The sequence below is a fragment of the Pseudoalteromonas shioyasakiensis genome, from assembly GCF_001550135.1.
GTDB lineage: Bacteria > Pseudomonadota > Gammaproteobacteria > Enterobacterales > Alteromonadaceae > Pseudoalteromonas > Pseudoalteromonas shioyasakiensis.
In genome coordinates this window covers 1-22,425 of record NZ_LRUE01000002.1, presented here as the reverse complement: position 1 = coordinate 22,425, position 22,425 = coordinate 1, and the positions used below count along the sequence as shown (strand labels likewise).

At 42.3% G+C, this 22,425-nt stretch carries 18 protein-coding genes; 11 read left to right on the top strand and 7 right to left on the bottom strand.

Features of this window, described 5'->3' with window-relative positions:
• The first annotated feature begins 38 nt into the window (after positions 1-38).
• The 5 genes from PASHI_RS00790 (at position 39) to PASHI_RS00770 (ending at position 7,355) form a co-directional block, all read left to right on the top strand.
• The gene (locus tag PASHI_RS00790) at positions 39-2,762 is read left to right on the top strand and encodes a metallophosphoesterase (protein WP_062564259.1); all 2,724 of its coding nucleotides are present in this window, start codon (positions 39-41) and stop codon (positions 2,760-2,762) included.
• Between the two features lie 314 nt (positions 2,763-3,076).
• Positions 3,077-4,123, top strand: a complete 1,047-nt coding sequence (gene hppD / locus PASHI_RS00785) for a 4-hydroxyphenylpyruvate dioxygenase (RefSeq protein ID WP_062564358.1) — start codon at positions 3,077-3,079, stop codon at positions 4,121-4,123.
• 143 nt (positions 4,124-4,266) lie between these two features.
• Positions 4,267-5,580, top strand: coding sequence for a fumarylacetoacetase (fahA, locus tag PASHI_RS00780; protein ID WP_062564258.1), 1,314 nt, complete (start codon positions 4,267-4,269; stop codon positions 5,578-5,580).
• A gap of 151 nt (positions 5,581-5,731) precedes the next feature.
• Entirely contained in the window at positions 5,732-6,883 is a 1,152-nt protein-coding gene (locus tag PASHI_RS00775; RefSeq protein WP_054561943.1) for a M23 family metallopeptidase, read from the top strand.
• Positions 6,873-7,355, top strand: coding sequence for a bactofilin family protein (locus PASHI_RS00770; protein WP_054561944.1), 483 nt, complete (start codon positions 6,873-6,875; stop codon positions 7,353-7,355). The genes PASHI_RS00775 and PASHI_RS00770 overlap by 11 nt, the downstream gene beginning before the upstream one ends.
• On the opposite strand, the gene PASHI_RS00765 is transcribed toward PASHI_RS00770, so the two are convergent.
• Positions 7,352-7,828, bottom strand: coding sequence for a hotdog fold domain-containing protein (locus PASHI_RS00765; RefSeq protein ID WP_062564257.1), 477 nt, complete (start codon positions 7,826-7,828; stop codon positions 7,352-7,354). The two genes, PASHI_RS00770 and PASHI_RS00765, sit on opposite strands and share 4 nt — an antisense overlap.
• Positions 7,829-8,005: 177 nt before the next feature.
• On the opposite strand from PASHI_RS00765, the gene PASHI_RS00760 reads away from it, so the two are divergent.
• The 4 genes from PASHI_RS00760 (at position 8,006) to PASHI_RS00745 (ending at position 12,447) form a co-directional block, all read left to right on the top strand.
• A complete protein-coding gene (locus PASHI_RS00760) occupies positions 8,006-9,178 on the top strand; it encodes a multidrug effflux MFS transporter (protein WP_062564256.1) in 1,173 nt (390 codons plus the stop codon).
• A 223-nt stretch (positions 9,179-9,401) separates the two neighbouring features.
• Entirely contained in the window at positions 9,402-11,243 is a 1,842-nt protein-coding gene (locus PASHI_RS00755; RefSeq protein WP_062564255.1) for a S8 family serine peptidase, read from the top strand.
• A gap of 98 nt (positions 11,244-11,341) precedes the next feature.
• Complete coding sequence (locus PASHI_RS00750) at positions 11,342-11,974, top strand: LysE family translocator (RefSeq protein WP_058585503.1); 633 nt, start codon at positions 11,342-11,344, stop codon at positions 11,972-11,974.
• Between the two features lie 8 nt (positions 11,975-11,982).
• The gene (locus PASHI_RS00745; RefSeq protein ID WP_054551787.1) at positions 11,983-12,447 is read left to right on the top strand and encodes a methylglyoxal synthase; all 465 of its coding nucleotides are present in this window, start codon (positions 11,983-11,985) and stop codon (positions 12,445-12,447) included.
• A 32-nt stretch (positions 12,448-12,479) separates the two neighbouring features.
• On the opposite strand, the gene yegD is transcribed toward PASHI_RS00745, so the two are convergent.
• From yegD to PASHI_RS00715, 6 genes are all read right to left on the bottom strand, one after another.
• Positions 12,480-13,847: a molecular chaperone gene (gene yegD, locus PASHI_RS00740; RefSeq protein ID WP_062564254.1), complete on the bottom strand. Its 1,368-nt coding sequence runs from the start codon at positions 13,845-13,847 to the stop codon at positions 12,480-12,482.
• Between the two features lie 67 nt (positions 13,848-13,914).
• Positions 13,915-14,754: a DNA ligase gene (locus tag PASHI_RS00735; protein WP_062564253.1), complete on the bottom strand. Its 840-nt coding sequence runs from the start codon at positions 14,752-14,754 to the stop codon at positions 13,915-13,917.
• Positions 14,755-14,836: 82 nt separating this feature from the next.
• Entirely contained in the window at positions 14,837-15,493 is a 657-nt protein-coding gene (locus PASHI_RS00730; protein WP_062564252.1) for an HAD family hydrolase, read from the bottom strand.
• 48 nt (positions 15,494-15,541) lie between these two features.
• Entirely contained in the window at positions 15,542-15,841 is a 300-nt protein-coding gene (locus PASHI_RS00725) for a hypothetical protein (protein WP_054551791.1), read from the bottom strand.
• Positions 15,842-15,951: 110 nt separating this feature from the next.
• Complete coding sequence (locus tag PASHI_RS00720) at positions 15,952-18,213, bottom strand: TonB-dependent receptor (RefSeq protein ID WP_062564251.1); 2,262 nt, start codon at positions 18,211-18,213, stop codon at positions 15,952-15,954.
• A gap of 368 nt (positions 18,214-18,581) precedes the next feature.
• The gene (locus PASHI_RS00715; RefSeq protein WP_062564250.1) at positions 18,582-20,276 is read right to left on the bottom strand and encodes a mechanosensitive ion channel family protein; all 1,695 of its coding nucleotides are present in this window, start codon (positions 20,274-20,276) and stop codon (positions 18,582-18,584) included.
• Between the two features lie 155 nt (positions 20,277-20,431).
• On the opposite strand from PASHI_RS00715, the gene PASHI_RS00710 reads away from it, so the two are divergent.
• Complete coding sequence (locus tag PASHI_RS00710; protein ID WP_062564249.1) at positions 20,432-20,980, top strand: HdeD family acid-resistance protein; 549 nt, start codon at positions 20,432-20,434, stop codon at positions 20,978-20,980.
• Between the two features lie 106 nt (positions 20,981-21,086).
• Positions 21,087-22,415, top strand: a complete 1,329-nt coding sequence (locus PASHI_RS00705; protein ID WP_062564240.1) for an IS4 family transposase — start codon at positions 21,087-21,089, stop codon at positions 22,413-22,415.
• Positions 22,416-22,425 lie beyond the last annotated feature (10 nt).

The following is a 22,425-nucleotide window of genomic DNA, read 5'->3' as shown; positions in this document are numbered from 1 at the left end:
ATTCCGATATTAATTTGGTATGCAAAGGAACTGAGCAAGTGCGCTTAAACACTCAACTACTGGTCATTATTCTGACCAGCTTATTATTAACAGCATGCGGTGGCGATAAAACAACAAAAGAAGTCGCAACAGCTCCTGAACAGTCTGGTTTAATTATTTCTGTTGAAAATGGTTTTTCCGCACAATTTGCACAAGGCGATGTCACACTTAACGCAACAAGTAACACGGTTACAACAGATACCACGTTTACTTACACTGAAACAACCGCTTCAAGCACAGATATAGAGCAAGGTATTGTCTCGAGTATTCATACCTTTCGCCCCAATAACCTGATATTTGCTGAGCCATTAAGTTTAGCGATTAAGTTACCAGATGAACAAACCAACCTTGCCTTTAGCATAGTGCAGTTAGTTGATGAGCAGTGGCAAACTCTCAGTACTGAACAAAGCGATGATGGATTTGCTGTCAGTGATATTACAGAATTTGGTAGTTTTGCTTTAATGTCTCGCACCGTTCCTGCAGCCAGTAAAACCATTGGCGAGCAATGTAATGACACAGCCAGTAACCAAACGGTACGCTTTATTCATGTTGCAGATTTACACGCGCGCTTTGGCTTTAAAGAGCAGTTATTCAGCCGTATTCGCAGTTACTACGACAAGGCTAAACTTGAAAACCCTAATACTTTATTCACCAATGGCGGTGACGATTATGAAAAAGGCACCGTAGCAGAACAAACATCACAAGGGTTAGCCACAGTCGAAGCAATAAAAGCCATGGCTTTTGACGTACGTGTGATTGGTAATCACGACTACGCATGGGGACCTGAGCAACTACTAGACTTTGCCGATGACGATAATGCCATCGTGCTTTCAAGTAACACCGAATATGATGGTAACGATGATACGCCGTTTGCCGGTGTCGATTTTTCAGTTGTTCAAGTAGGTTGTCTTCGAATTGGCTTTTTTGGTATGACTTCAGTGCCTTGGAATGAACTTGATGAACCAGTTGAAGACGAGCCTATTCCTGATTTTATCGCTAATTTCAAAATGAATTGGCAGTGGCAAGAAGTGGCTGAGCAGCTTGTTAACCAATACCGTCAAGATGTTGATTACATGGTTATGGTGAGTCACTTAGGTGAAGGCACTGACACCCGAATTGCACAAAATGTTACGGGAATTGATTTAGTGCTTGGTGGGCATACCCATGGCGGTGAAAGTTATCAAACCTTAGATAACGGCAGCATTGTTATTCAGCCAAACTTTTTTGCACAAGGTCTGACCGATCTTACCTTAACCTTCAACCTTGAAGACAAGACACTTGCGGATGTTGATTACAAAACCATCGCAACCACCAGCATTACGACCCAAGATGAAAGCACTAAAAACGCCATCGATGAAATCATGGGTCGCTATGCCCCAGATGCAAACACCGAAATTGCCGTTTCAGAAAATTACCCTACTGCAGAAGAGCTCACCACGATTACAGCCAAAGCAACTATGCAGCAGTTCCCTGCGATTGAGGCCGCCTTACTTGATGCAAGCCAAGTACAAGATCGTTGGCTACCGGGTACATTAACCCAAGAAGATTTTCATGCCGCGTTTAAGGTTGAACGCCAACCATCGAATACCCCGGGCTTTAATTCAATTTATCAAGTTGAGGTGACAGGCAGCCAGTTGAAAAGCATGCTCGAAAGCCAGCCAGAATGGGTCTCGGTTGTGCCAGATAACATTGATGATGCAAGCACTTACCTCGTTGCTCTATTTAAAGGCCCAGCGCTAAATAGCGAATTGTTCTTCCCTGCTCTGCCAAACTTAGAAGCACAATTGGTCGCTGAAAGTTGGTGGCTACTTGATAACTACGCGCGAGCACGCACCAGCCAATGTTTATATATCGATACCGATAACATGCTTAATGCGTGTAAAGCAGATGATGCGGTCACAGTATGGAATTTTAACAACTCTGAGCAAGGCTTTAGCAGTGACTTTGGCCCTGCAACACTCAGCTTTTATGACCCTGAAGACAAAAATTGGGGGCCAGAAGATAGCCAATTTGCCACCACCAGTGAGCTTGAAATTGCTGATTTACCGACGGGTGCCTCAGGCGTGCTCGCCTTTGCTCGCCATAGCCCAACGCAAGGCTTAACCTTAACGGCTAATAGTGCCGCAAACGGTGATTACCAAACAGAAGGCCTTATCGCTGATTACACCTTAGTGATGGATATTATGTGGCCAGAACAAAGCACCAATGAGTGGCGTTCATTATTACAAACCGATATTACTAATAGTGATGACGCAGACCTTTACGTTAGCCGAGATAACGCCATTGGTATTGCCACCAGTGACAGTGGTTACTTTGGCGAGCTTTTGGCAAACAGTTGGCATCGTATTGCTTTTGTGTTTTATGCTGCTCCAAACAACGGGGCACTAAAAATTTATCTTGATGGCGAGCTGATTGGTATTAAAGATGAAGGTGAAATCAATGAGCGCTGGGCAATCAACGATGCGGCCTTACTTTTAACCGATAATGACTACGAAACTAAGCCGGGTTACTTAAACGCCTTGTTATTTGCTGGTCGTGCCATGACTGATGCCGAGATTGCCAATATGGGTGCAGCCCAGCAGCAACTTAATTTTACGCAATCAACCCGTACCTTAAACCAAGTGGTTGAGCGCCATTATCAAGCTGCGCCACAAATTATGAGTAACCCTTGGTTACAACAACGCAGCAAGTTTTTTAACAAAGCGCGCCAAACTGTAAACTAAAATATACAATCAACTTAATAAAAAAGGCCGTTCCAGGCCTTTTTTATCGCCTGGAAAATACTGAAATTCACTATTAATTTCATATGGATAGATATAAAAGAGGCTGACCTATTTTAGTCAACCTAGTGGCTTACTCATTGCCTTTGAAAGTGCAATTGCTGAAATTAAAATCATTGTCCCATTTAATTTACAAAGGCTGCTTTGACTAAATGTAGTCGAGATCTTCCCCTTATTAAGATTCTGGTTAATCATCCGCTCATTACAGAACAATAATTCTTTTTAGCGCAGTGCTTATAATTGCGGGAGTAATGACAATGAGCGAAGTAAATAATCCGTTAGGCCTAGTGGGCATTGAATTCACTGAATACGCAACACCAGATGCAGATTACATGGACAAAGTGTTTACTGATTTTGGCTTTTCAAAGCTAAAAAAATTCAAAGGTAAAGACATTGTTTATTATAACCAGCATGACATTCATTTCTTACTAAACAATGAGCGTGATGGTTTCTCTGCTGAATTCGCTAAAAGCCACGGTCCAGCGATCTGTTCTATGGGTTGGCGTGTAGAGAATGCACAAAAAGCATTCGAAGTTGCTGTTGAGCGCGGTGCAAAACCTGCCACAGATTCAACACACAAAGATTTACCTTACCCAGCTATCTACGGTATCGGCGACAGCTTAATCTATTTCATTGAGCAATTTGGCGACAAAGGTTCTATCTATGAGTCAGATTTTGAAGATTTAAGCGAGCAAAACATTGTTGAAGACAAAGGCTTCATCCGTATCGACCATTTAACCAATAACGTTTATAAAGGCACGATGGAAACATGGGCTAACTTCTACAAAGACGTATTTGGTTTTACTGAAGTTCGTTACTTCGACATTAAAGGTCAAAAAACAGCGTTATTATCTTACGCACTTAAATCTCCGTGCGGTACTTTCTCGATTCCAATCAACGAAGGTAAAGATAACAATAATAACCAAATCGATGAGTACTTAAATGAGTACAATGGTCCGGGTGTACAGCATTTAGCATTCCTAACGAATGACCTAGTTAGCTCACTTGATAAGCTTGACCAATCAACGATAGCCACGCTTGATATCATCCCTGAGTACTACGACACCATTTTCGACCGTGTACCTTGGGTTAAAGAAGACAAAGAGAAGATCCGTAAGCATCAAATCCTTGTAGATAGCCAAAGCGAAAACTGTTACTTACTGCAAATCTTCTCGAAGAACCTATTTGGTCCTATCTTCATCGAGATGATCCAACGTGTAGATGACGGCGGTTTCGGTGAAGGTAACTTCCAAGCCCTTTTCGAGTCAATCGAACGTGATCAAGAGCGTCGTGGTGTAATCTAGTTCATCATGATGAATAAAAAGCAGCGTTATTCACACGCTGCTTTTTGTCGTTTTAAATTCTGTTTTAAACTAACTGTTTAAATTGCGTTGATTGCCTCCATATAGATAACTAATAAATCAGCGCGAACAAATAAGGAAAGAGTATGAGCCTAATTAACGAAACCCACGATATTAATCTAAAAAGCTGGGTTGCATCTGCTAACGAAGCGAACTGTGACTTCCCAATTCAAAACCTTCCTTTTGCAGAAGTACGTCGTAAAAATTCAGACGAAGCGTTCCGTGGCGCTGTAGCAATTGGTGATCAAGTTATCGATTTAGCAAAAGTAAATGAGCTTGGTTTATTCTCTGGTGATGCACAGGTTGCCGTTAAAGCCGCAAGCCAAGCTACACTCAATGAATTTATGGGTCTTGGTCAGCAGTATTGGTCTGCACTTCGTCTTGCTCTATCAAAAGCACTCCGTGAAGGTGCGAGTGAGCAAGCACAATTAAGCGAAGCGCTTATCGCTCAAGCAGACATCGAATTTGCGCTACCGTGCCGTATTGGTGATTACACTGACTTTTATACTTCTATTTACCACGCAACAGCGGTAGGTAGTTTGTTCCGCCCTGATAACCCACTTCTACCTAACTACAAATGGGTACCAATCGGTTATCACGGCCGCTCTTCGTCAATTGATGTTTCTGGTCAAACGTTCCACCGCCCTAACGGTCAAACTAAAGCGCCAGATGCAGAAGTCCCTTCATTCGGCCCTTGTAAACGCCTAGACTACGAACTTGAGTTAGGTATTTACCTTGGTAAAGGGAATGAATTAGGTGATGCGATTGCCATTGAAAATGCTGAAAACCACGTATTTGGTTTCTGTGTATTTAATGACTGGTCTGCACGTGATTTACAAGCATGGGAATACCAGCCTCTTGGTCCATTCCTTGCGAAGAACTTCGCTTCGACTGTATCTCCTTGGATTGTTACCACAGAAGCACTGGCACCATTTAGAACAAGCTGGACACGTGACGAAAACGATCCTCAACCAATGGACTATTTAGAGTCAGCTCATAACCGTGAGTTTGGTGCATTCGATATCAAAATGGATGTACAAATCGAAACTGAAAAGATGCGTGCAGCTGGCGAAGCACCAACACAAGTATCTAAATCAAGCTTCAAGCACTCTTACTGGACCGTTGCGCAAATGGTGACTCACCACACAGTAAATGGCTGTAACTTTCAACCAGGCGACATGTTAGGTTCAGGTACGCAATCAGGTCCTGAGCACGAAGAAGCTGGTTCATTATTAGAACTATCACGCGGTGGTAAAGAAAAGATCACCCTAGCTAATGGCGAACAACGTGCTTTCTTAGAAGATGGCGACAACGTAATCATGCGTGGTTGGTGTGAAAAAGACGGTTTTGCACGTATTGGTTTTGGTTCAGTCGAAGGTACAGTACTACCTGCAAAATAAAAATAACTAGCTATTTTTATTTCCAGAACAACGATTAAGGGCATTTTTTGCCCTTTTTTTTGCATTTTTTTCAGTTGAGTTACAATTTTTTGCTGGCTTTTTTAAATCAGATTGCTATCTTAGCTCGGTTATTAGTCAAATTTTGTACGCCATGTTAGTTAAACTTAAGTCTTTTTATCGCACGTTTTTTCCAGCTCGTCAGCTGTTGATCCGTCAAAATGGCGAGGTAAAACACTTAGTATTAGCCCCTTGGGTGCAATTAACGACTTTACTAGTCATTTTAACTGCTATTGTTTGGTTAAGCATTTCGACACTACAAATCATTTCTCAAGCTGACAAGATCACCAGCATTGAACAAACCCAGCTTACCAAACAGCAAGAATGGCAAAAACAGCATTATCAGCAACAAGCTGTCTATGAAAAACAGCTCGAGCAATTAGCCGTACTTGAACAAAAACAAGCGCTATTGCAAAGCATGATCGAGTCATTACCAGAATCAATGAACAAACCGGCACTGCCAACCGACGCAGAGCCATTGCTTTTACCTGTTCAGGAGCACGCTGAAGAGTTTCACGCACCTTTAGAAGATGAACAGCAACCAAAGCAAGTTAAACGCTTAGAAAGCATTTCTGAGCGCCTAGCTCGCCTTGATGCAGCTTATAACAACAGCTTTGTTGTATTAGATGAGCAAATTAAACTTCGCCACCAAGAAATTGTTGCTATGTTAGAGGGCGCAGGCCTTGATAGTAGCCTTGCCAATGGTTCGGTATTAGAAGGTACAGATACCGCACAGGGTGGTCCATTAGACTTATTCGACGAATCAAAAATCCCTCTTGAGTTTTTAGCAATTGCCGACAAATTGCTGGCATTAAATAACCTCGAAAACTTACTGAGCGAATTACCACAAACACTTCCTGCTGCCGATTACTACATTTCAAGTAGTTATGGTTTACGAAAAGATCCAATGAATGGCCGCCGCGCTTTTCACAAAGGCGTTGATTTAGCAGGTTGGCATAAAACCGAAATTTTTGCTCCCGCTGACGGCACCGTTTTACGTGCTGGTCGTAATGGCGGTTATGGCAACTTTATCGAACTACAACACAAAAATGGCTTCGTTACTCGCTTCGGTCACCTTAATAAAATTAAGGTTAAAAAAGGCCAAACAGTGACTAAAGACGATGTCATCGGCTTAATGGGTAGTACTGGCCGTAGTACCAGCACTCACCTACATTACGAAGTTTTAGTGAATGGCAAACATGTCAACCCGGTTAAAATAACAAAGGCGCTTTCTCGTGTTCGGTAAAAAAAAACAATCAGCAGCTAGCTCGTCTGGCTCATCTTTAAAAAGAACCAACCACACTCCTTCAATTATTTCTGAAGACGTTCGTTTAACTGGCGGCCTCAGCAGCCAAGGTGAAGTTCAGCTTGACGGTCGCATCGAAGGCGATTTACGCGTTAAACATTTAGTGATTGGTCACACTGGCATGATTGAAGGTGTTATTGAAGCTGACAGTGTCATCGTCAAAGGTAAAATTATTGGTTCGCTTATTGCCAATAAAGTGACAATTGAAAGCACTGCAGAAGTTCATGGCGATGTATTTCATGACACCCTGAGCATCGAAGCCGGCGCAATCATTGAAGGCAGCTTAAAACATCGTAATGAAGAAGATAATGTGGCGCCTATTAAGCCTGAAGAACAAAACAGCTCTTCAATACTGGCTGATGATGACAACGACCTGTCGTTTGTAAACAAACAAGCCGCTGATAAGTCTTAACGTTTTTTAGCGGTTACATACATTGTAATATCCGCGGTGAAAACGAGTTCATCGCGGCTATTATAAACCTTCACGGGTACTAGCAAGTCTTGCTTTTCTAACCACTCACTCGGCACGTCTATCTGGGCCACAGCACGCATGTCTGTGTCAATTTTCGCTAAATAATTCACTGTCATGCCTTTTGGGATCCAGCGATGTGTTTTTGCCGGCACAGTTGCATCAACCATCAAGCCAGCGCATAGCTCAGCAACATTACATTGTGCAATTGCATGGATGGTACCAATGTGATTATGGATTGCTCGGCGATTTTTAACAGTTGCGCTGCAATGCCCAGCAGTTAAATTTGTGATCAATGGCTTTATTGAACCAAAGTAAGGAGCTTTAAAGCACACGGCTTTACTAAACAACCAGTTACCCTTCGGCAGTGACAGGCATTTAGTCCAAATTTTTAATAATGATGATTGTGAGCTCACGACGTTTATCCATTATTTTTATGATGTGAGATAAAAAGCTAACACATCAGACCAGATAGCGAAATGGAAAATTTTTGTTAGCAGTTTTAATGATTACGTATGTATTACACTTTTAGCCAAGTGAACGCTTTTCTTTTCCTTTAGGGGCACATAAAATACCGTTTTAAAGGAGAGCGAATGCAGTCACGCCAGCACAAAAACCTCAGCTTACTATTTATTCTTGGCCTTCTGGTTATCTTTAGCCCGTTAGCAATTGATATTTACTTACCCGCATTTCCGACCATTGCAGAACAATTCAGCGCTTCAGAAAAGCAAATTCAGCAAACCGTCGCTATTTTTATGCTTACCGTTGGGCTTGGACAGCTCATTGCAGGGCCATTAGCAGATAAATTTGGTCGTAAGCCTGTGGCAATTAACGGTGTGACAATTTATGGTTTAGCGGCTTTTGGCGCCTATCTGGCACCTGATTTTACAAGCCTGATGATTGCAAGAGCACTGCAAGGTTTGGGGGCCTGTGCCACATTTGTAGTAGCGTTTGCCATTGTAAGAGATAGATTTGGTAGTGAACGTAGCGGCCAAATCATTACTTATCTTAATGGTATCGTCTGCTTTATCCCTGCCCTCGCACCAATTTTAGGCGCTTGGCTCACAGTACAGTTTGGCTGGCGCATGAACTTTTTATTCATGGCTGTATTTGCACTCATTGGTTTATTCATAACCTTGTTAATGTATAAAGAAACCCGTCCTGCAGATAGTGTATATAGTGGTCATATTCTTGACCTGCGCCGTTTTATGCCAATTATCAGCACGCCATTGTTTTTATTTCATAGCTTAATTTGCTTGGTAACTATGTCGGCTATTTTAGTCTTTGTTACCTTAGCACCTGGCTGGCTTATTACTGAATTAGGTGGCAGTGTTACCGACTTTACTTTCTGGTTTACCTGTAATGCGGTCTTGAGCATTGTTGCAAGCTTTATTATGCCACTGTACATCAAACGCCAACCAAAACGCGCGTTAAAAGCAGGACTCTTGTTGCTTGTAATCGCAGGTGCCTTAATGTTGGCCTTTAGCCAACAACGTACTGCGCTTGCGTTAATGTTTCCGATGTTTATTGCTGCGTTTGGTTTTGCACTGACACTTGGCTCATCAGCAGGCCGTGCACTAAGCTTGTTTCCTAAGCAAGCAGGCACAGCATCAGCACTTATTGGCTTAATGCAAATGAGTGGCGCAAGCTTATTAGTGTTTATAACGCAATTGTTAAATTTGACTACACCAGTATTAATTGGCGTGCATTTTTTAATGCTCATCCCTTTCACCTACTTACTGTTCAAACATAAGCACTTGTCATAAAAAAGTTTTATCATACTTTTTGTCATAATGGGTAAATGAGAATCGTTATATTCTATTTACCCGTTTAGACATCCTGTTATTTCCTACCGTTATAAAAAGCATCTTTCTAGAATAATTTGTTCCAGTTTTATGGATTATTTTGCTTGTACCTATAGCACCATTAAACTATTGCTTACTCACGTTAACATTTGGTTAACTCAACAACATGTTTGGGATACGAATTATGAAAAAGAATAAATTAGCATTAGCACTGATCATCAGTGGACTATGTGCAGCAGGAACTGCAAACGCAGCAAATGACCGTTACATCATTCAAGTAGACAACAATAAAAAAGGCGTAGTTAAAGCACTCGCTAAAAAGCTTGGTGGTGATATTAAAGTTGATGGTAATGGCTTTATTGCAGCGCAATTTACAGGTCATGACCTTGCAAGTGTAAAAGGCTTACTAAACAACCCTCACATCAAACTGGTTGAAGAAGACCAAAAACGTGTACCAATGGCGCTTTATAACGATGACGCTGGTAATGCAATGCAGCAGCAATTAACGCCTTACGCAGTTTACCAATCACAAGCTGATCAAGTTACCTTCGATGCAAATGCTGGCATGAAAGTATGTGTGATTGACTCAGGTTTAGATGCTACAAACCCTGATTTCATTTGGGGTAACATTACAGGTGATAATGACAGTGGCACAGGCAACTGGTACGACAATGGTGGCCCTCATGGTACTCACGTAGCAGGTACTATTGGCGCAGCAGACAACAATGTTGGTGTGGTTGGTATGGCACCCGGTGTGGCAATGCACATCATCAAAGTATTCAACGCTGAAGGCTGGGGTTACTCTTCAGACTTAGCACACGCAGCAGATTTATGTTCTCAAGCAGGTGCAAATATCATCAGCATGAGCCTTGGTGGCGGTGGTTCAAATAGCACCGAGTCTAACGCATTTGCTAATTTCACAAGCGCTGGCGGTTTAGTTGTTGCTGCGGCGGGTAACGATGGTAACAACGTACGTTCATACCCTGCAGGCTATCCATCAGTAATGATGGTTGGTGCAAATGATGCGGACAACCAAATTGCAGATTTCTCGCAATTCCCTAGCTGTACATCTGGTCGTGGTAAACGCGCTACTACAGATGAAACTATCTGTGTTGAAGTAACAGCAGGCGGTGTTGATACTCTTTCTACTTACCCTGCTGGTATGGCAACGTCAGCTAGCTTAGCAGCTGATGGCGCAGGCTTTGCTACTTCATCAATGGAAAACTCAGGTAATGCATCAGGCACAGCGTATTACATGGGTACTGCTGAAAGCGTAGATGCTGGCGCAGCGGGCAAAATTTGTATGATTGACCGCGGTAATATCTCGTTCTATGACAAGGTAAATAACTGCGAGAACTCAGGCGGTATCGGTGCTGTTATCATCAATAACGAAGCAGGCATGTTATACGCTACATTAGGCGAAACTAACGATACAACAATTCCAGCTGTCGGTGCGGCACTTGAAGACCGTTCAGCTCTTCTTTCAAGCACAACTATTGATATCGCAATTGGTACTAGTGATTATGGTTTCATGAGCGGTACATCAATGGCAACACCTGCTGTTTCAGGTATCGCAGCGCTAGTATGGTCAAATCACCCTGAATGTACGGGTACAGAAATCCGTGATGCACTAAAAGCAACGGCAGAAGATCAAGGTGCTTCTGGTCACGATGTTTACTTCGGTCACGGTATTGTTAAAGCAGCTGACGCAGATGCATACCTAACAGCCAATGGCTGTGCAGGTGGTGGCGATAATGGCGGTGGCACAACACCAGGTAGCGATGATATTAGCCTTTCTACTTCAGGTTACAAATCGAAAGGTACAGCGTATGTAGATTTAAGCTGGAGTGGCGCTGCTACAAGCACTGTAGATGTTTACCGTAACGGCAGCAAAGTAGGCTCAGTGGCAAACACTAACAGCTACACTGACACTATCACAACAAAAGGCGGTGGTACTTACACTTACCAAGTATGTGAGGCACAAAGCACAACTGTTTGTTCAAACAATAGCACTGTGACATTCTAATACTTTCCCCAACCCAAATCAGCGGGCATTGATTGCCCGCTTTTTCTTTTTCTAGAAGCTTGTTAAAATCAACTACCTAGCTTTTTATCTTTGTGCCGATGATCAATCCAGAATTTCTACTGTCGTTTTTAGGCGCCAGCTTTTTAATTGCCGTAGCTCCCGGCCCTTCTAATGCATTTTTAATGGCACAAACCTTTGCCAATGGCCGTAAAGCCGGGATGCAAAGTGCCTTTGGTTTTGCCTTAGGTGGTGTGGTGCATACTTTTTTTGCGGTGGTGGGTTTAACAGCAATTTTAAAAGCGTCGACTGTTGCCTATACCACAGTGCAGTATTTAGGTGCAGCGTACCTGTGCTATTTGGGCATAATGACGCTAAAAGACACCTTTACACAGCCTGAGTCAGAGTGCGAAGAAAAACCCCATGTAAGTACCAGTAAAAAGCAAAATGTGATGTTTCAAGCAATGATGACCGAGGTACTTAATCCAAAAGTCGCTCTATTCTTTATTGCGTTTATTCCGCAGTTCGTCGATCCGAGCTTGTCTTCAACGACCTTTCAGCTCGCTTTTTTTGGTTTACTCTACCCGCTTTTTGCTTTTCCTATCGACTGCACGTATATTTATTTCGGCGATAAGATAGCCAGTTATTTTCGTGAGCACCCACAAACCCAAATTTGGATTGATCGGATCACGGGGCTGGTGTTTATTGCACTAGCAATTAACCTATTGATATAAGAGCACTTATGGAACAAAAACAACAAGCCTTACCAGCCAAAAAGAATATTGCCCTCGTAGCCCATGATGGTAAAAAAGCTGCCCTTCAGGCGTGGTGTGAAAAACACCAAGACATTTTAAGTAAGCACACGCTATACGGTACGGGCACAACAGGTCATTTAATTGAGCGTACAACAGGGCTTGAAGTGATTAAGCTGCTAAGTGGCCCTATGGGGGGCGATCAACAACTCGGTGCTAAAATTGCTGAACATGAAGTGCACATGCTGGTGTTTTTCTGGGATCCACTTGCATCGCAGCCTCACGACCCTGATGTAAAAGCATTACTGCGTTTAGCTGCGGTTTGGAATATTCCTGTTGCCTGTAATGAAGTCAGTGCGGATATGCTATTAAGCTCACCTATGATGGAAACTGAGCTGTGCCGCACGTTGCCAGATTACGAAAAATACCTTGCAACGCGCCAAGTGACTCTTTAGTTCTATAAGTCGATATATCAAAGTGGGGGCTATTAGCTATAAAGCTTGTGCGCCCACTTAGTTAAACCTGCAGTAACACTACCAAAGTGATCCCCGTTCAGCATAGTAATATCACCCAAATGGGCTTTTAACGCGGCTTTGATCAGTGGTGATTGCGCGCTACCGCCAGTTAAGTAAATGACATCAGGCGTTGTGCCTGCTTCTTGAATCGCTTGTTTAGCTAGGCTCACTATCTGGCTTATCGAATCATCAACAGCTAAAGCGAGATCTTTTAGCGTTAAGCACTGCGTTAAGTCTGAATCTAAAAAGCGCAAATCTGTAGTAAATTCATTCGCTGACGAGAGCGCAATTTTTGCCGCCTCGCCTTGCTGCACTAATTGATGACCTTGCTTATTTTGCTGCAATTGAATTAAGCGTTTAAAAAGCGCAGGCTCTTTAACTTCACGAAGTTGAGTCAGTAACTCACGATAATGGGCATCGCTATAAAACTGGCTTTGCAGATTTACATCATTGATTTTACAAGCTTGCCAAAACGGTTGATTCGGAAGAGGAAGACCCGATTTAAACTCAGTGCCTAAACCTAGCAATGGCATTAAACCATGAAAGCTCAGCGCAATATCTAAATCATTTCCACCCACACGCTTACCACTGTGAGCTAAAAAGTCATTGTCACGGCATTGCTTATCACGAAAGCTAGGCCCCATTTGTACAAATGAGCAATCGCTAGTACCCCCGCCAATATCGACAACCAACACTTTTTGGTCTTGCTGTAATGAGGTTTCATAATCAATCCCCGCCGCTAATGGCTCATACAAAAAAGACACCTCTTTAAAGCCTGCACGCTTTGCTGCTCGCTCTAATATGCCCAGCGCTTGTTGATTAGACTCTTCACCACCGACTGATTGAAAGTTTACCGGTCGTCCAATTACCGTTTCTGTTAATGTGTCTTGCAAAGATTGCTCGGCGCGTTGTTTAATTTTTAAAATCATCGCCGTGGCAATGTCTTCAAAGAAGTTTATTTGCCCTTGCTTTAAGCCTACTGCACCAAAGAATGACTTAGGTGACTTTACAAAGTAACCTTCTTCAGGAAATTGCACATACTCACTAATTGCTTCTCGACCTATAAATAAGGTCTCATCACCAGCTTGAATATCTAGGTCAGATTTAATACGAGGAATGGTATTTAAAAGCGCTTGTCGCTCAGTTTTAAAGTCGTGCTCAAATGGGCTACCCGTAAGGTGTTTTGTCACAAAATCGACAACTAATGCACTGTGATGAGTATAAAGTGTTGATGGTAAATATTGCTTACCCTGCTCAAGCGGCACTAAAGAGACTTGTTGCTCGTTATTCATTACACCGATTGCACAATTTGAGCTACCGTAATCAAAGCCTGCAAACATTCTAACACCTATACATCAATAAAAAGGCCGCGAAATTTACCATAGTCGCAGCCGTTTTTGAATGACGCTATGGCGTTTCATGTAAAAAGCTTGCAAAACGTGGTAGGCCATTCTTAGTAAAGCCATGATATTTGTAGGTAATTGTACTACCTATCGCTGGGGGCGATGATCTTTGTTGATCGGTAAACCCCGAGCCAATTTTAAACTCGGTACCGTCACTGCTGCGCACCTTGAGTGCACCAAGCATATTTTTATACTTACCCTTTCCTGCGATATAACCGATTACAATCGCTTCAGCATCAAAATAAGGCTTTAACTTTAGCAATGCATCACTTCTCCCTGCACTATGCTTTGCAGCTGCTAGATGCAGCATGACGCCCTCAGCTCCTTGTGCGATTAGTTCATCCATAAACAAACTAAGTTGCTTGTTATCATTAAAGTGCATTTGCGCAACGGCTTTAATATGCTCACTTTGCAGCTGGTTTACTAACCTTGTGTAGTTTTCATAGCGTTGACTAAATGGCGTTGTCGCATCCGGCATATCAAATATCATGTAATTGACGGTTTGCCATTCTGATTCTACAGGTGTGATTTTTCGAACGATCCCGCTCACATTGGCAAAATCTTGGTGCTTAGTCCAAAGCTCTCCATCAAGCCATACACCTGGCAGTGGATCTGTGAACCACTTGGGGGCATAAATTGGGTTACCATTTCTGGTTACTAATTGACTCCCTGTCCAAATAGCCCGAACGCCATCATATTTTTCACTAACTAAATAGTCAGATACATTTACCTTTTCGGCTTGATAGACGTTTGCTAAAAGGACTGAAGGGGCTTGTTGCGCTTCGGCTGAAAAGCCTATAAATAACGTGATTGCGCACAAAAGCGCACGAGTGAATTTAACCATCATTGCTTCCTTGCAAATTTGTGAGTATTAACTGGCCTGGCTTTGACTACTTAACAAAAGCAGCTTAGCAACAGTCAGCTAATTATAGTTTAGTTTGTAGCCATTTGAAAAATTCGTTCAAATCAGCAAACACACCCGCGGCTTTACTAAAATCATGCTCTAACGTGAAATGATTCGGCACCGCATACACAGCAACACCGGCATTGCTTGCTGCAGTGACACCTGTAAAGGTATCTTCGACGGCTACAGCCTCATTAGCCTTTATATCTAGCGTATCTAGAGCTAATTGATAAGGGTCACCAGCAGGTTTAGGATTATTAACATCATCTTTGGTAACCACACAGTCAAACCAATCGAAAATGCCATAGCCTTTTAAAATAGGATAGGCTTCATCTTTTGCACTACCTGTTACTAATGCCATTTTTAAACCACTGGCTTTGACTTGCTCAAGCACCGCTTTTGCGTGTGGCATAAAGGCAGGCAAATTAGTACTAACAAAACGGCCAAATGCAGCGTACTTATCATCCGTTAATTGCTCTGGGCTAATAGTAAGCCCATAATTTGTCACAACCTCTTTAGCGGCTTCAAGTGTTGGTCTTCCTGAGAAGCGCTGACAAAACGTAGCTTCATCATACTGCACGCCAAAAGGAGCTAACAAATCATTCCAAATATTAAAATGCACACTTTCAGAGTCAACCAAGGTGCCATCCATATCAAACAATACTGCTTTTAAAGTCATCCTCATTCCTTCAAAGTAAAAAGGTGCCATAGGCACCCTTAAATATGATTATTCAGTTAAGCCCGCAGGTGGCTCAGCAAACGCTTCTTCGCCTGTTTCTACATCAACCAGCTCGTAGCCACGTTGCTTTCTTACCACTTTTAAAATCGGCTTAGAAAACGCTGTTTTTAAACGATCTGCATCTGCTTCAAGTTCTTCGACTGTATTACCAAATGGTGCTGCACCGGTTTCTGACCAGTTAGTCACTTTACCATTTAAGTTATATTCAACTTCATGAATTTGATATTGTGCCGCTTCATCTTTTGTTGCTTCACAAAAAATTACACGGTAGTTCCAAAATCCAGCCATAGTTATTCTCTTTCTCTTCAATTAATCCTGCCACTTTAGCAGTTACCAACGCGATTATAAACGAAAAAACCCGCTATACAGCGGGTTTTAATAGGACTTATTATTTCAGCTTAGAAGAAGCTTACTTTGAACTCAGCACCGATGTAACGCTCTTCGTTCACCATTGCTGTGTTGTTATTGAAGTCGATAGCACCGATTGATTGTTGCTCGTCGAACATGTTACGAACGAATGCTGATACTTCATATTCGTTGTCGCCTTCGGCCCAAGCATAACCTGCACGTAAACCTACTTCAGTTAATGGCTTGCCTTCAAACTCAACTGACTCGTATAAGAAGTAGTTGATTTCGCTGCGGTAAGACACGTCAGCGTAAGTGAAGAATTCACCGTCAGCCATTTCGCGGCTATAGCGTAATGTAAGGTTAGAGATCCACTCAGGTGCGTGAGGTAAGCTGTTACCATCAAGGATAGCTTGGCCTGCGCTGTTTAATGAGTTTGTTACAGTACACTGCGCACATACGTCAACGGCTAGGTCTTTATCATCAAGCTCAGTGTTGTTGTAGCTTAAGTTAAATGTAGCGTTTAGGTTGTCAGTTAATACCCACTCAGTGTCTAACTCAAAACCGTAACCAGTTGTCTTATCGGCATTAACTAAACGGTTGAAGTTTGCACCACCACCTACAGCTGTTAATTGTTGGTCATCCATTGTGTAGTAGAACACAGTTGCGTTTACACGACCTTGGCCGTCAAGTACGTCTGATTTGATACCTGTTTCGAAAGACGTCACAGTTTCAGACTCAGCAACAGTTACTTCGTCACCGAATAAGATACGACCTTGGATACTTGGTGCACGGAAGCTGTTAGCAACACGCGCGTACCAGTTTACGTCGTCGTTGATCTTGTAGTTAGCAGATAAATCCCAGCTAACGTGGTCGTCACTTGGATTTTCTGTTAGGAATAACGCACCGCCACCTGCTGGGCTTAAAGTACGGTTTGCAGAGAACTCTTTTTCGTCATCTGAGTAACGTAGACCTGCAGTGACTTTTAGATCATCAGTGATTGTGTAATCTAATGAACCGAATACCGCCCATGCTTTTGTATCTTGCTGCTGGATAACATAGCCGTTTAACTCACCTGGTGTTGAACCATAAGTGTCGTAGCTGAAGTTTTCGATTGTTAGCGCTTCATCAAAGTAGAAAACACCTACTTGGAAGTTTACATCGCCAGCATAGTTGCTAGATAAACGAAGTTCTTGCGTGTATTGGTCTTGATCTGGAATACCGTCAGCACTTTCAGAATAAAACGGGATAAAACCTGGGCCCATATCTGGTAAGTAGCTTGCACCGTAACCACCGTCGATGTCAGCGCGAGAATAGATTTCAGCGCTTTCCCATGCAGAGATTGACGTAAGAGTTAAATCATTGATATCCCACTCAAGCTTCAAGCTTGCGCCTTGAGATTCAACTTGTTGTGTCGCACGAGAAGCAGCATCGTGGTAAACCACATCATGTTCGTAGTTATCAGCTAAATCGTTTGTGCCTGCTTTAATAGCGTTACCACGGAATGCGATTGGCGTACCGTCCATATCACGTACGTGGTAGTTGAAAAGACCTGTGAAATCGTCACCTTCATATAAGAACTGAACACGTGCCGCTTTTTCAGTGTAACCACCTAAAACGTCATCTTGTTCAAAACCAGGTGCACGGTTATCGATGTAATCGTCTTTTTCTTGCCAAAGTACAGAAACACGCGTTGATAAACGGTCTGTTAGGCCACCGCCAACAGCACCTTCAAAATCAACTGCGCCACGGCTACCGTAAGAAACTGAGCCATAGCCTTCAAATTCTTGTGATGGCTTAACTGTATCAAATTTAACAAGGCCAGCCGGTGTGTTACGACCGAATAAAGTACCTTGTGGGCCACGTAGAACTTCTACACGTGCTACGTCAAATACAGGGAAACCTTTTAAGATTGCGTTCTCTTGAACAACTTCGTCTACAACTAACGAAACTGGTTGAGAAGCATTTAGGTCAAAGTCTGTGTTACCTAGACCACGAACATAAAAGCGTGGGAAAGAACGACCAAACGAAGATTCGATTGATAAGCTTGGGATCTTCGCATTCATAAAACGAATATCCATACCAGCTGAGCTGTAAGCGTCTAAGCTGTCACCTTGTAATGCAGATACAGCTACAGGTACTTCCTGAGCGTTTTCTACACGTTTACGAGCGGTGATTTGAATAACTTCTAGTTGGTTGTTTTTTTCTGCTGTCGCTTCGTCGGCAGCAAGAGTTGAAAATGAAGTACCTGCTACGGCAGAGAACAACGTTGCATTGATAAGTGTTGCTAACGTAGATCTTTTCATTGCTTTCATGTCGGGTTTTAACCTTTTTTATGCACTCTTATTCAACGGTGATGATGTTGCGTCAATTCATTTGACGGGCTCGGCCAATTTTTCGCGCCTTGTAATAAGCTGCGCGGACCTCTAGTTCGAGAGTGCAAAACGAAGTAAAGAGGCTGAACGAACGCTGACGATTATAACACTTTATGACACTTTTACTGCATTAAAAATTATAAATATACAATTTTTTTACAACAATTAGCGGCAACATCGCCGCATTTAGAAGATTTTATGCAATTATTTTTCACCAAAGCGGACATATGTCCTGTGCATCTAATTACAACAATGTGTAGACATTATGTACAAATGAGAGCCGCTTTCATTTACCCCTTTTTTAGCAACTAATCAGTCACACGTGCGAATTCTGGGTTAGCTAATTCACATTCATGCTCATTTAATAAGCCTAAGATTGCTAAGTTTAACTCTTCGATTACTTCCATATAAAAAGCGAAGTCGACGGTCTCTACGTAGCTTAGTACATCCACTTGTAAAGCCCAAGGCGTGAAGCCTTTAAAGCGAACACGGCAAGGCTCAAAGGCAATGTGCTTGTGTTGCTCTAAAAGCTCTCTTAGGGCTTGCATAAACGACATTAGGTTTTGTTGCTTAGTATTGGCACTGAGCATCAATTTAGGTCGATAAGAAATACGCTCCCGTTCCGAGATATTCTCAAGCTGCATATCAACAAACTTTGCATTCGCTACATAGATAACTGAACGATCAAGGGTTCGAATTCGCGTTGCTCTTAGCCCTATTTCTTCTACCGTGCCTAACTGGCTGCCAAACTTACATAAGCTACCTATTTTTACTGGTGCAGAGATATATAAGGTGATTGCTGCAATGATATTCTCAACAGTTTTTTGCGCTGCAAGAGCAATTGCAAGGCCACCAATACCTAAACCTGCCAGTAAGGTAGTGGCATTAAAGCCTAAGTTTTCAAACCACATGAATAGCAACGAAATGACAATCAGGGTTTTAGCTACATTACTTATAGGGCGTAATAAGAAAATCGCTTGTGGTTTATCTTGTCTAATAAAGCGCTGGCTTAATCTGTGTTTGGCAAGATCAACTGCCCGTATGCAAATCCAGCCCCAAGCGATCAATAACACGGTCGCGCCATGGAATAGCGCCATCACAGCAATAGTTACATTAGATTGGTCGTTCAATGAACGCGCCATAAATACCGCAAGTAACAGGCTAACCGGCCCATTAATAAAACCAATAACGTCTTTTTCTACAGGGACTTTTAAGTGTGCGAGAATAAACGTGATTATGCGGGTAATGATAATCGCGACCGCTAAAAACAGTACAAATGTGAAGGCAAAATAAATCCACTGCCAAAGCATCACACCCAAAAATTCAATGTCTGGTAGGTTATCGTAAAGCCACTCACCAACTCGGTTATAGCCATACTCTTTGGTGAGTAGAGGGATTTGACTTACGGTGGCATTCGATATTTTCCAGATCCGGTTACCTGTTTTATCATCAGGTACACTTTGCAATAAAATTTGCACCTTACCTTGTGAAGTGCTGATTTCTCCAACCAAATCACGATAACTAGGCACGCTTTCTTTTTGTTTTCCTTTAGGCTTATTGCTCAAGTTATCAACATCGACCCATAAGGTACGATCAAGTACCACTGATAGATTTTCAGCAAGCTGAATTTTTCCTAATGCCTCAACTTCTTTGGGTAAGTTACGATAGTCAAGATAATGGCTGGCACGTTCAAAATCTCGGTCCCGGGCCGCTTTTAAGTACCCCTGCATGGAGCTGCGTGGCGTAATTCGGTCAAAAGCATCATAGGGTAAGTCATCTTCAAGAGGCTCCTGCACTTTTTCCGTTGTAGCAGGTGTATTCGTTTCAGATTCTTGCTTGGCCGGTTTTTGTTCGGCTTCCTCTTCCTTGTTGTCTTTATCAATTAAGGATTTAACGGTCACTTCTGGTGTGGTTGTTGCCCATAATGGCGCATTAAACAACAGTAAAAAACACACTAATAACTTACTAAATTGTAATGAAAACTTGGTATTACAACGGCTCACACTCTATTCCTTGTTCGATAAACATTAAATCGCTGAAATAATCAGCTAATTAAATTAGAGCATGGTTTGTGTAACTGTACAAAAAATAATTAAAAATCTTTGCAAGCAAGCACTGAAATGTTAGTTATATAGAGACTTAAGCAAAGGATACTATTATGCAAATCTCAAGTTCACTGATCCCTCATTGGTCATCATTAATGATCCACGGTGCCATTGCCATCGTTTTTGGCTTATGTGGTTGGTTTGCCCCAGAAGCCTCATTAGCGATTCTGATGTTTATTTTCGCCGCTTACTTTTTTGTCGATGGTGCCATTAGAACTTGGTTAGCTATTGCTTCAAAAAATGAAAACCCACTTTGGTGGATGCTATTAGTGGGTGGTTTAATTTCAATTGCTGCTGCACTTGTAACCCTGTTTGCTCCCAACGTAACAGCTATCTTAATGCTGTACTTTATTGCCGCATGGGCCATCGCTATCGGCGTGATTGAAATATTGATTGCCAGTAAACTACGCAAAGAGATCAGTAATGAATGGCTGTTAATTGGTAGCGGTATTATTTCGATTATCTTTGGTGGTTATCTGATATTTAACCCTGGCGCGGGCATAATCACTCTACTTTGGCTAGTTGCAACCTATGCCATCGTATTTGGCATAATGATGGTGTTGCTTGCTATGAAGCTGAAAAAGCTCAATGAACAAGCATAAAAAAAAGCGGCTAAGCCTAATGCTGATCAGTTAAGAAGTTGATCAGTTGACCGATCAGAATGATCATGCACAATCCGTAGTTAGGCAACTAACTACGGATTTTTTTGTGAATATAGAACAAGCTCTTCATTCTGCTTTCGAAGAAAGCACTCGTTATCACACGTTTGAAAAATTATCTGAAATTTTATCTTCTGACCTGATTGAACAAGGCTTTCAACAAGCTGGAGTAGCCACAGTTAGAAAGCGCAGGTTGCCTTTAGAAGCTGTGCTTTGGTCTGTTATTGGCATGGCATTATTTCGTAAAGAATCTGTCTGGAATATTGCGAATAAACTAGACATTATGCTGCCTGGCAAAAATCAGTTAGTCGCCCCGAGTGCCATGGTTCAAGCTCGCCAGCGATTAGGTGATGACCCCGTTAAGCAAGTCTTTAATAAAGCTGCTGATAATATGTACCATACAGAAGAGTTTGACACGTGGGCTGGGTTAAATTTATTAGCGGTTGATGGTGTTGTTTGGCGTACGGCCGATTCAGATGAGAATCGTGAAGCATTCTCATCGGCTAGCAACCAATATGGTGATACAGGATTCCCACAAATTCGCATGGTTTGTCATATGGAACTCACCAGCCACCAACTGATAAGCAGTGAGTTTGATAACTATAAGACGAATGAAATGAAGCTTGCTGAACGACTGATTGAGCGTACACCTAACCACTCGTTGACCATGTTTGATAAAGGGTACTATTCACTGGGCTTGTTAAATCGATGGCACAGCACTGGAGAAGAAAGGCATTGGCTAATACCTGCAAGACCTGATTTACAATACGAAGTCGTTTCTAAGGTTGGTAACAATGACCTGATAATTGAGCTCAAAACCACTAAGCATGCGCAAAAGAATTTCCCCGATGTTCCCGAAGTTATTAAAGCAAGACTGGTTAGTAAAACCATAAAAGGTAAAAATTACCGAATATTAACCTCGATGGTAGATAGACTTCGTTTTCCAAGTAGCGAAATAGTTGATTTATACAGCCATCGCTGGGAAATAGAATTAGGGTATCGAGAAATAAAGCAAACAATGCTAGATAGCACATACCACCTTCGGAGTAAGCGCCCTGATATGGTTAGACAGGAGCTATGGGGGATCCTCCTCGCATACAATTTAATTCGAAGGTTGATGACCCTAGCAGCAAAAGCTGAAGGAATATGGCCTAACCAACTCAGTTTCTCAAGCTGCTCGATGGCAGTTATTCAATACTTTTCATCAATATCAATTATGAGCCCCGGTAATATTCCAATTCACTGGGAGCATCTGTTAGGTACGCTGAGACTATTTAAACTGCCACCTAGAAGAGAAGATAGGCGATACCCAAGAGCGATAAAGCCTAAGCCATCAAAGTACCCACATAAAAAAAGAAATGCCAGTCAGCTTAACTGACTGGCATTGG

Excerpts from the sequence above, each read along its gene's own strand:
- hppD (WP_062564358.1), top strand. The coding sequence starts at position 3,077 with ATGAGCGAAGTAAATAATCCGTTAGGCCTAGTGGGCATTGAATTCACT.
- fahA (WP_062564258.1), top strand. The coding sequence starts at position 4,267 with ATGAGCCTAATTAACGAAACCCACGATATTAATCTAAAAAGCTGGGTT.
- PASHI_RS00775 (WP_054561943.1), top strand. The coding sequence starts at position 5,732 with ATGTTAGTTAAACTTAAGTCTTTTTATCGCACGTTTTTTCCAGCTCGT.
- PASHI_RS00760 (WP_062564256.1), top strand. The coding sequence starts at position 8,006 with ATGCAGTCACGCCAGCACAAAAACCTCAGCTTACTATTTATTCTTGGC.
- PASHI_RS00755 (WP_062564255.1), top strand. The coding sequence starts at position 9,402 with ATGAAAAAGAATAAATTAGCATTAGCACTGATCATCAGTGGACTATGT.
- PASHI_RS00750 (WP_058585503.1), top strand. The coding sequence starts at position 11,342 with ATGATCAATCCAGAATTTCTACTGTCGTTTTTAGGCGCCAGCTTTTTA.
- PASHI_RS00745 (WP_054551787.1), top strand. The coding sequence starts at position 11,983 with ATGGAACAAAAACAACAAGCCTTACCAGCCAAAAAGAATATTGCCCTC.
- yegD (WP_062564254.1), bottom strand. The coding sequence starts at position 13,847 with ATGTTTGCAGGCTTTGATTACGGTAGCTCAAATTGTGCAATCGGTGTA.
- PASHI_RS00735 (WP_062564253.1), bottom strand. The coding sequence starts at position 14,754 with ATGGTTAAATTCACTCGTGCGCTTTTGTGCGCAATCACGTTATTTATA.
- PASHI_RS00730 (WP_062564252.1), bottom strand. The coding sequence starts at position 15,493 with ATGACTTTAAAAGCAGTATTGTTTGATATGGATGGCACCTTGGTTGAC.
- PASHI_RS00725 (WP_054551791.1), bottom strand. The coding sequence starts at position 15,841 with ATGGCTGGATTTTGGAACTACCGTGTAATTTTTTGTGAAGCAACAAAA.
- PASHI_RS00720 (WP_062564251.1), bottom strand. The coding sequence starts at position 18,213 with ATGAAAGCAATGAAAAGATCTACGTTAGCAACACTTATCAATGCAACG.
- PASHI_RS00710 (WP_062564249.1), top strand. The coding sequence starts at position 20,432 with ATGCAAATCTCAAGTTCACTGATCCCTCATTGGTCATCATTAATGATC.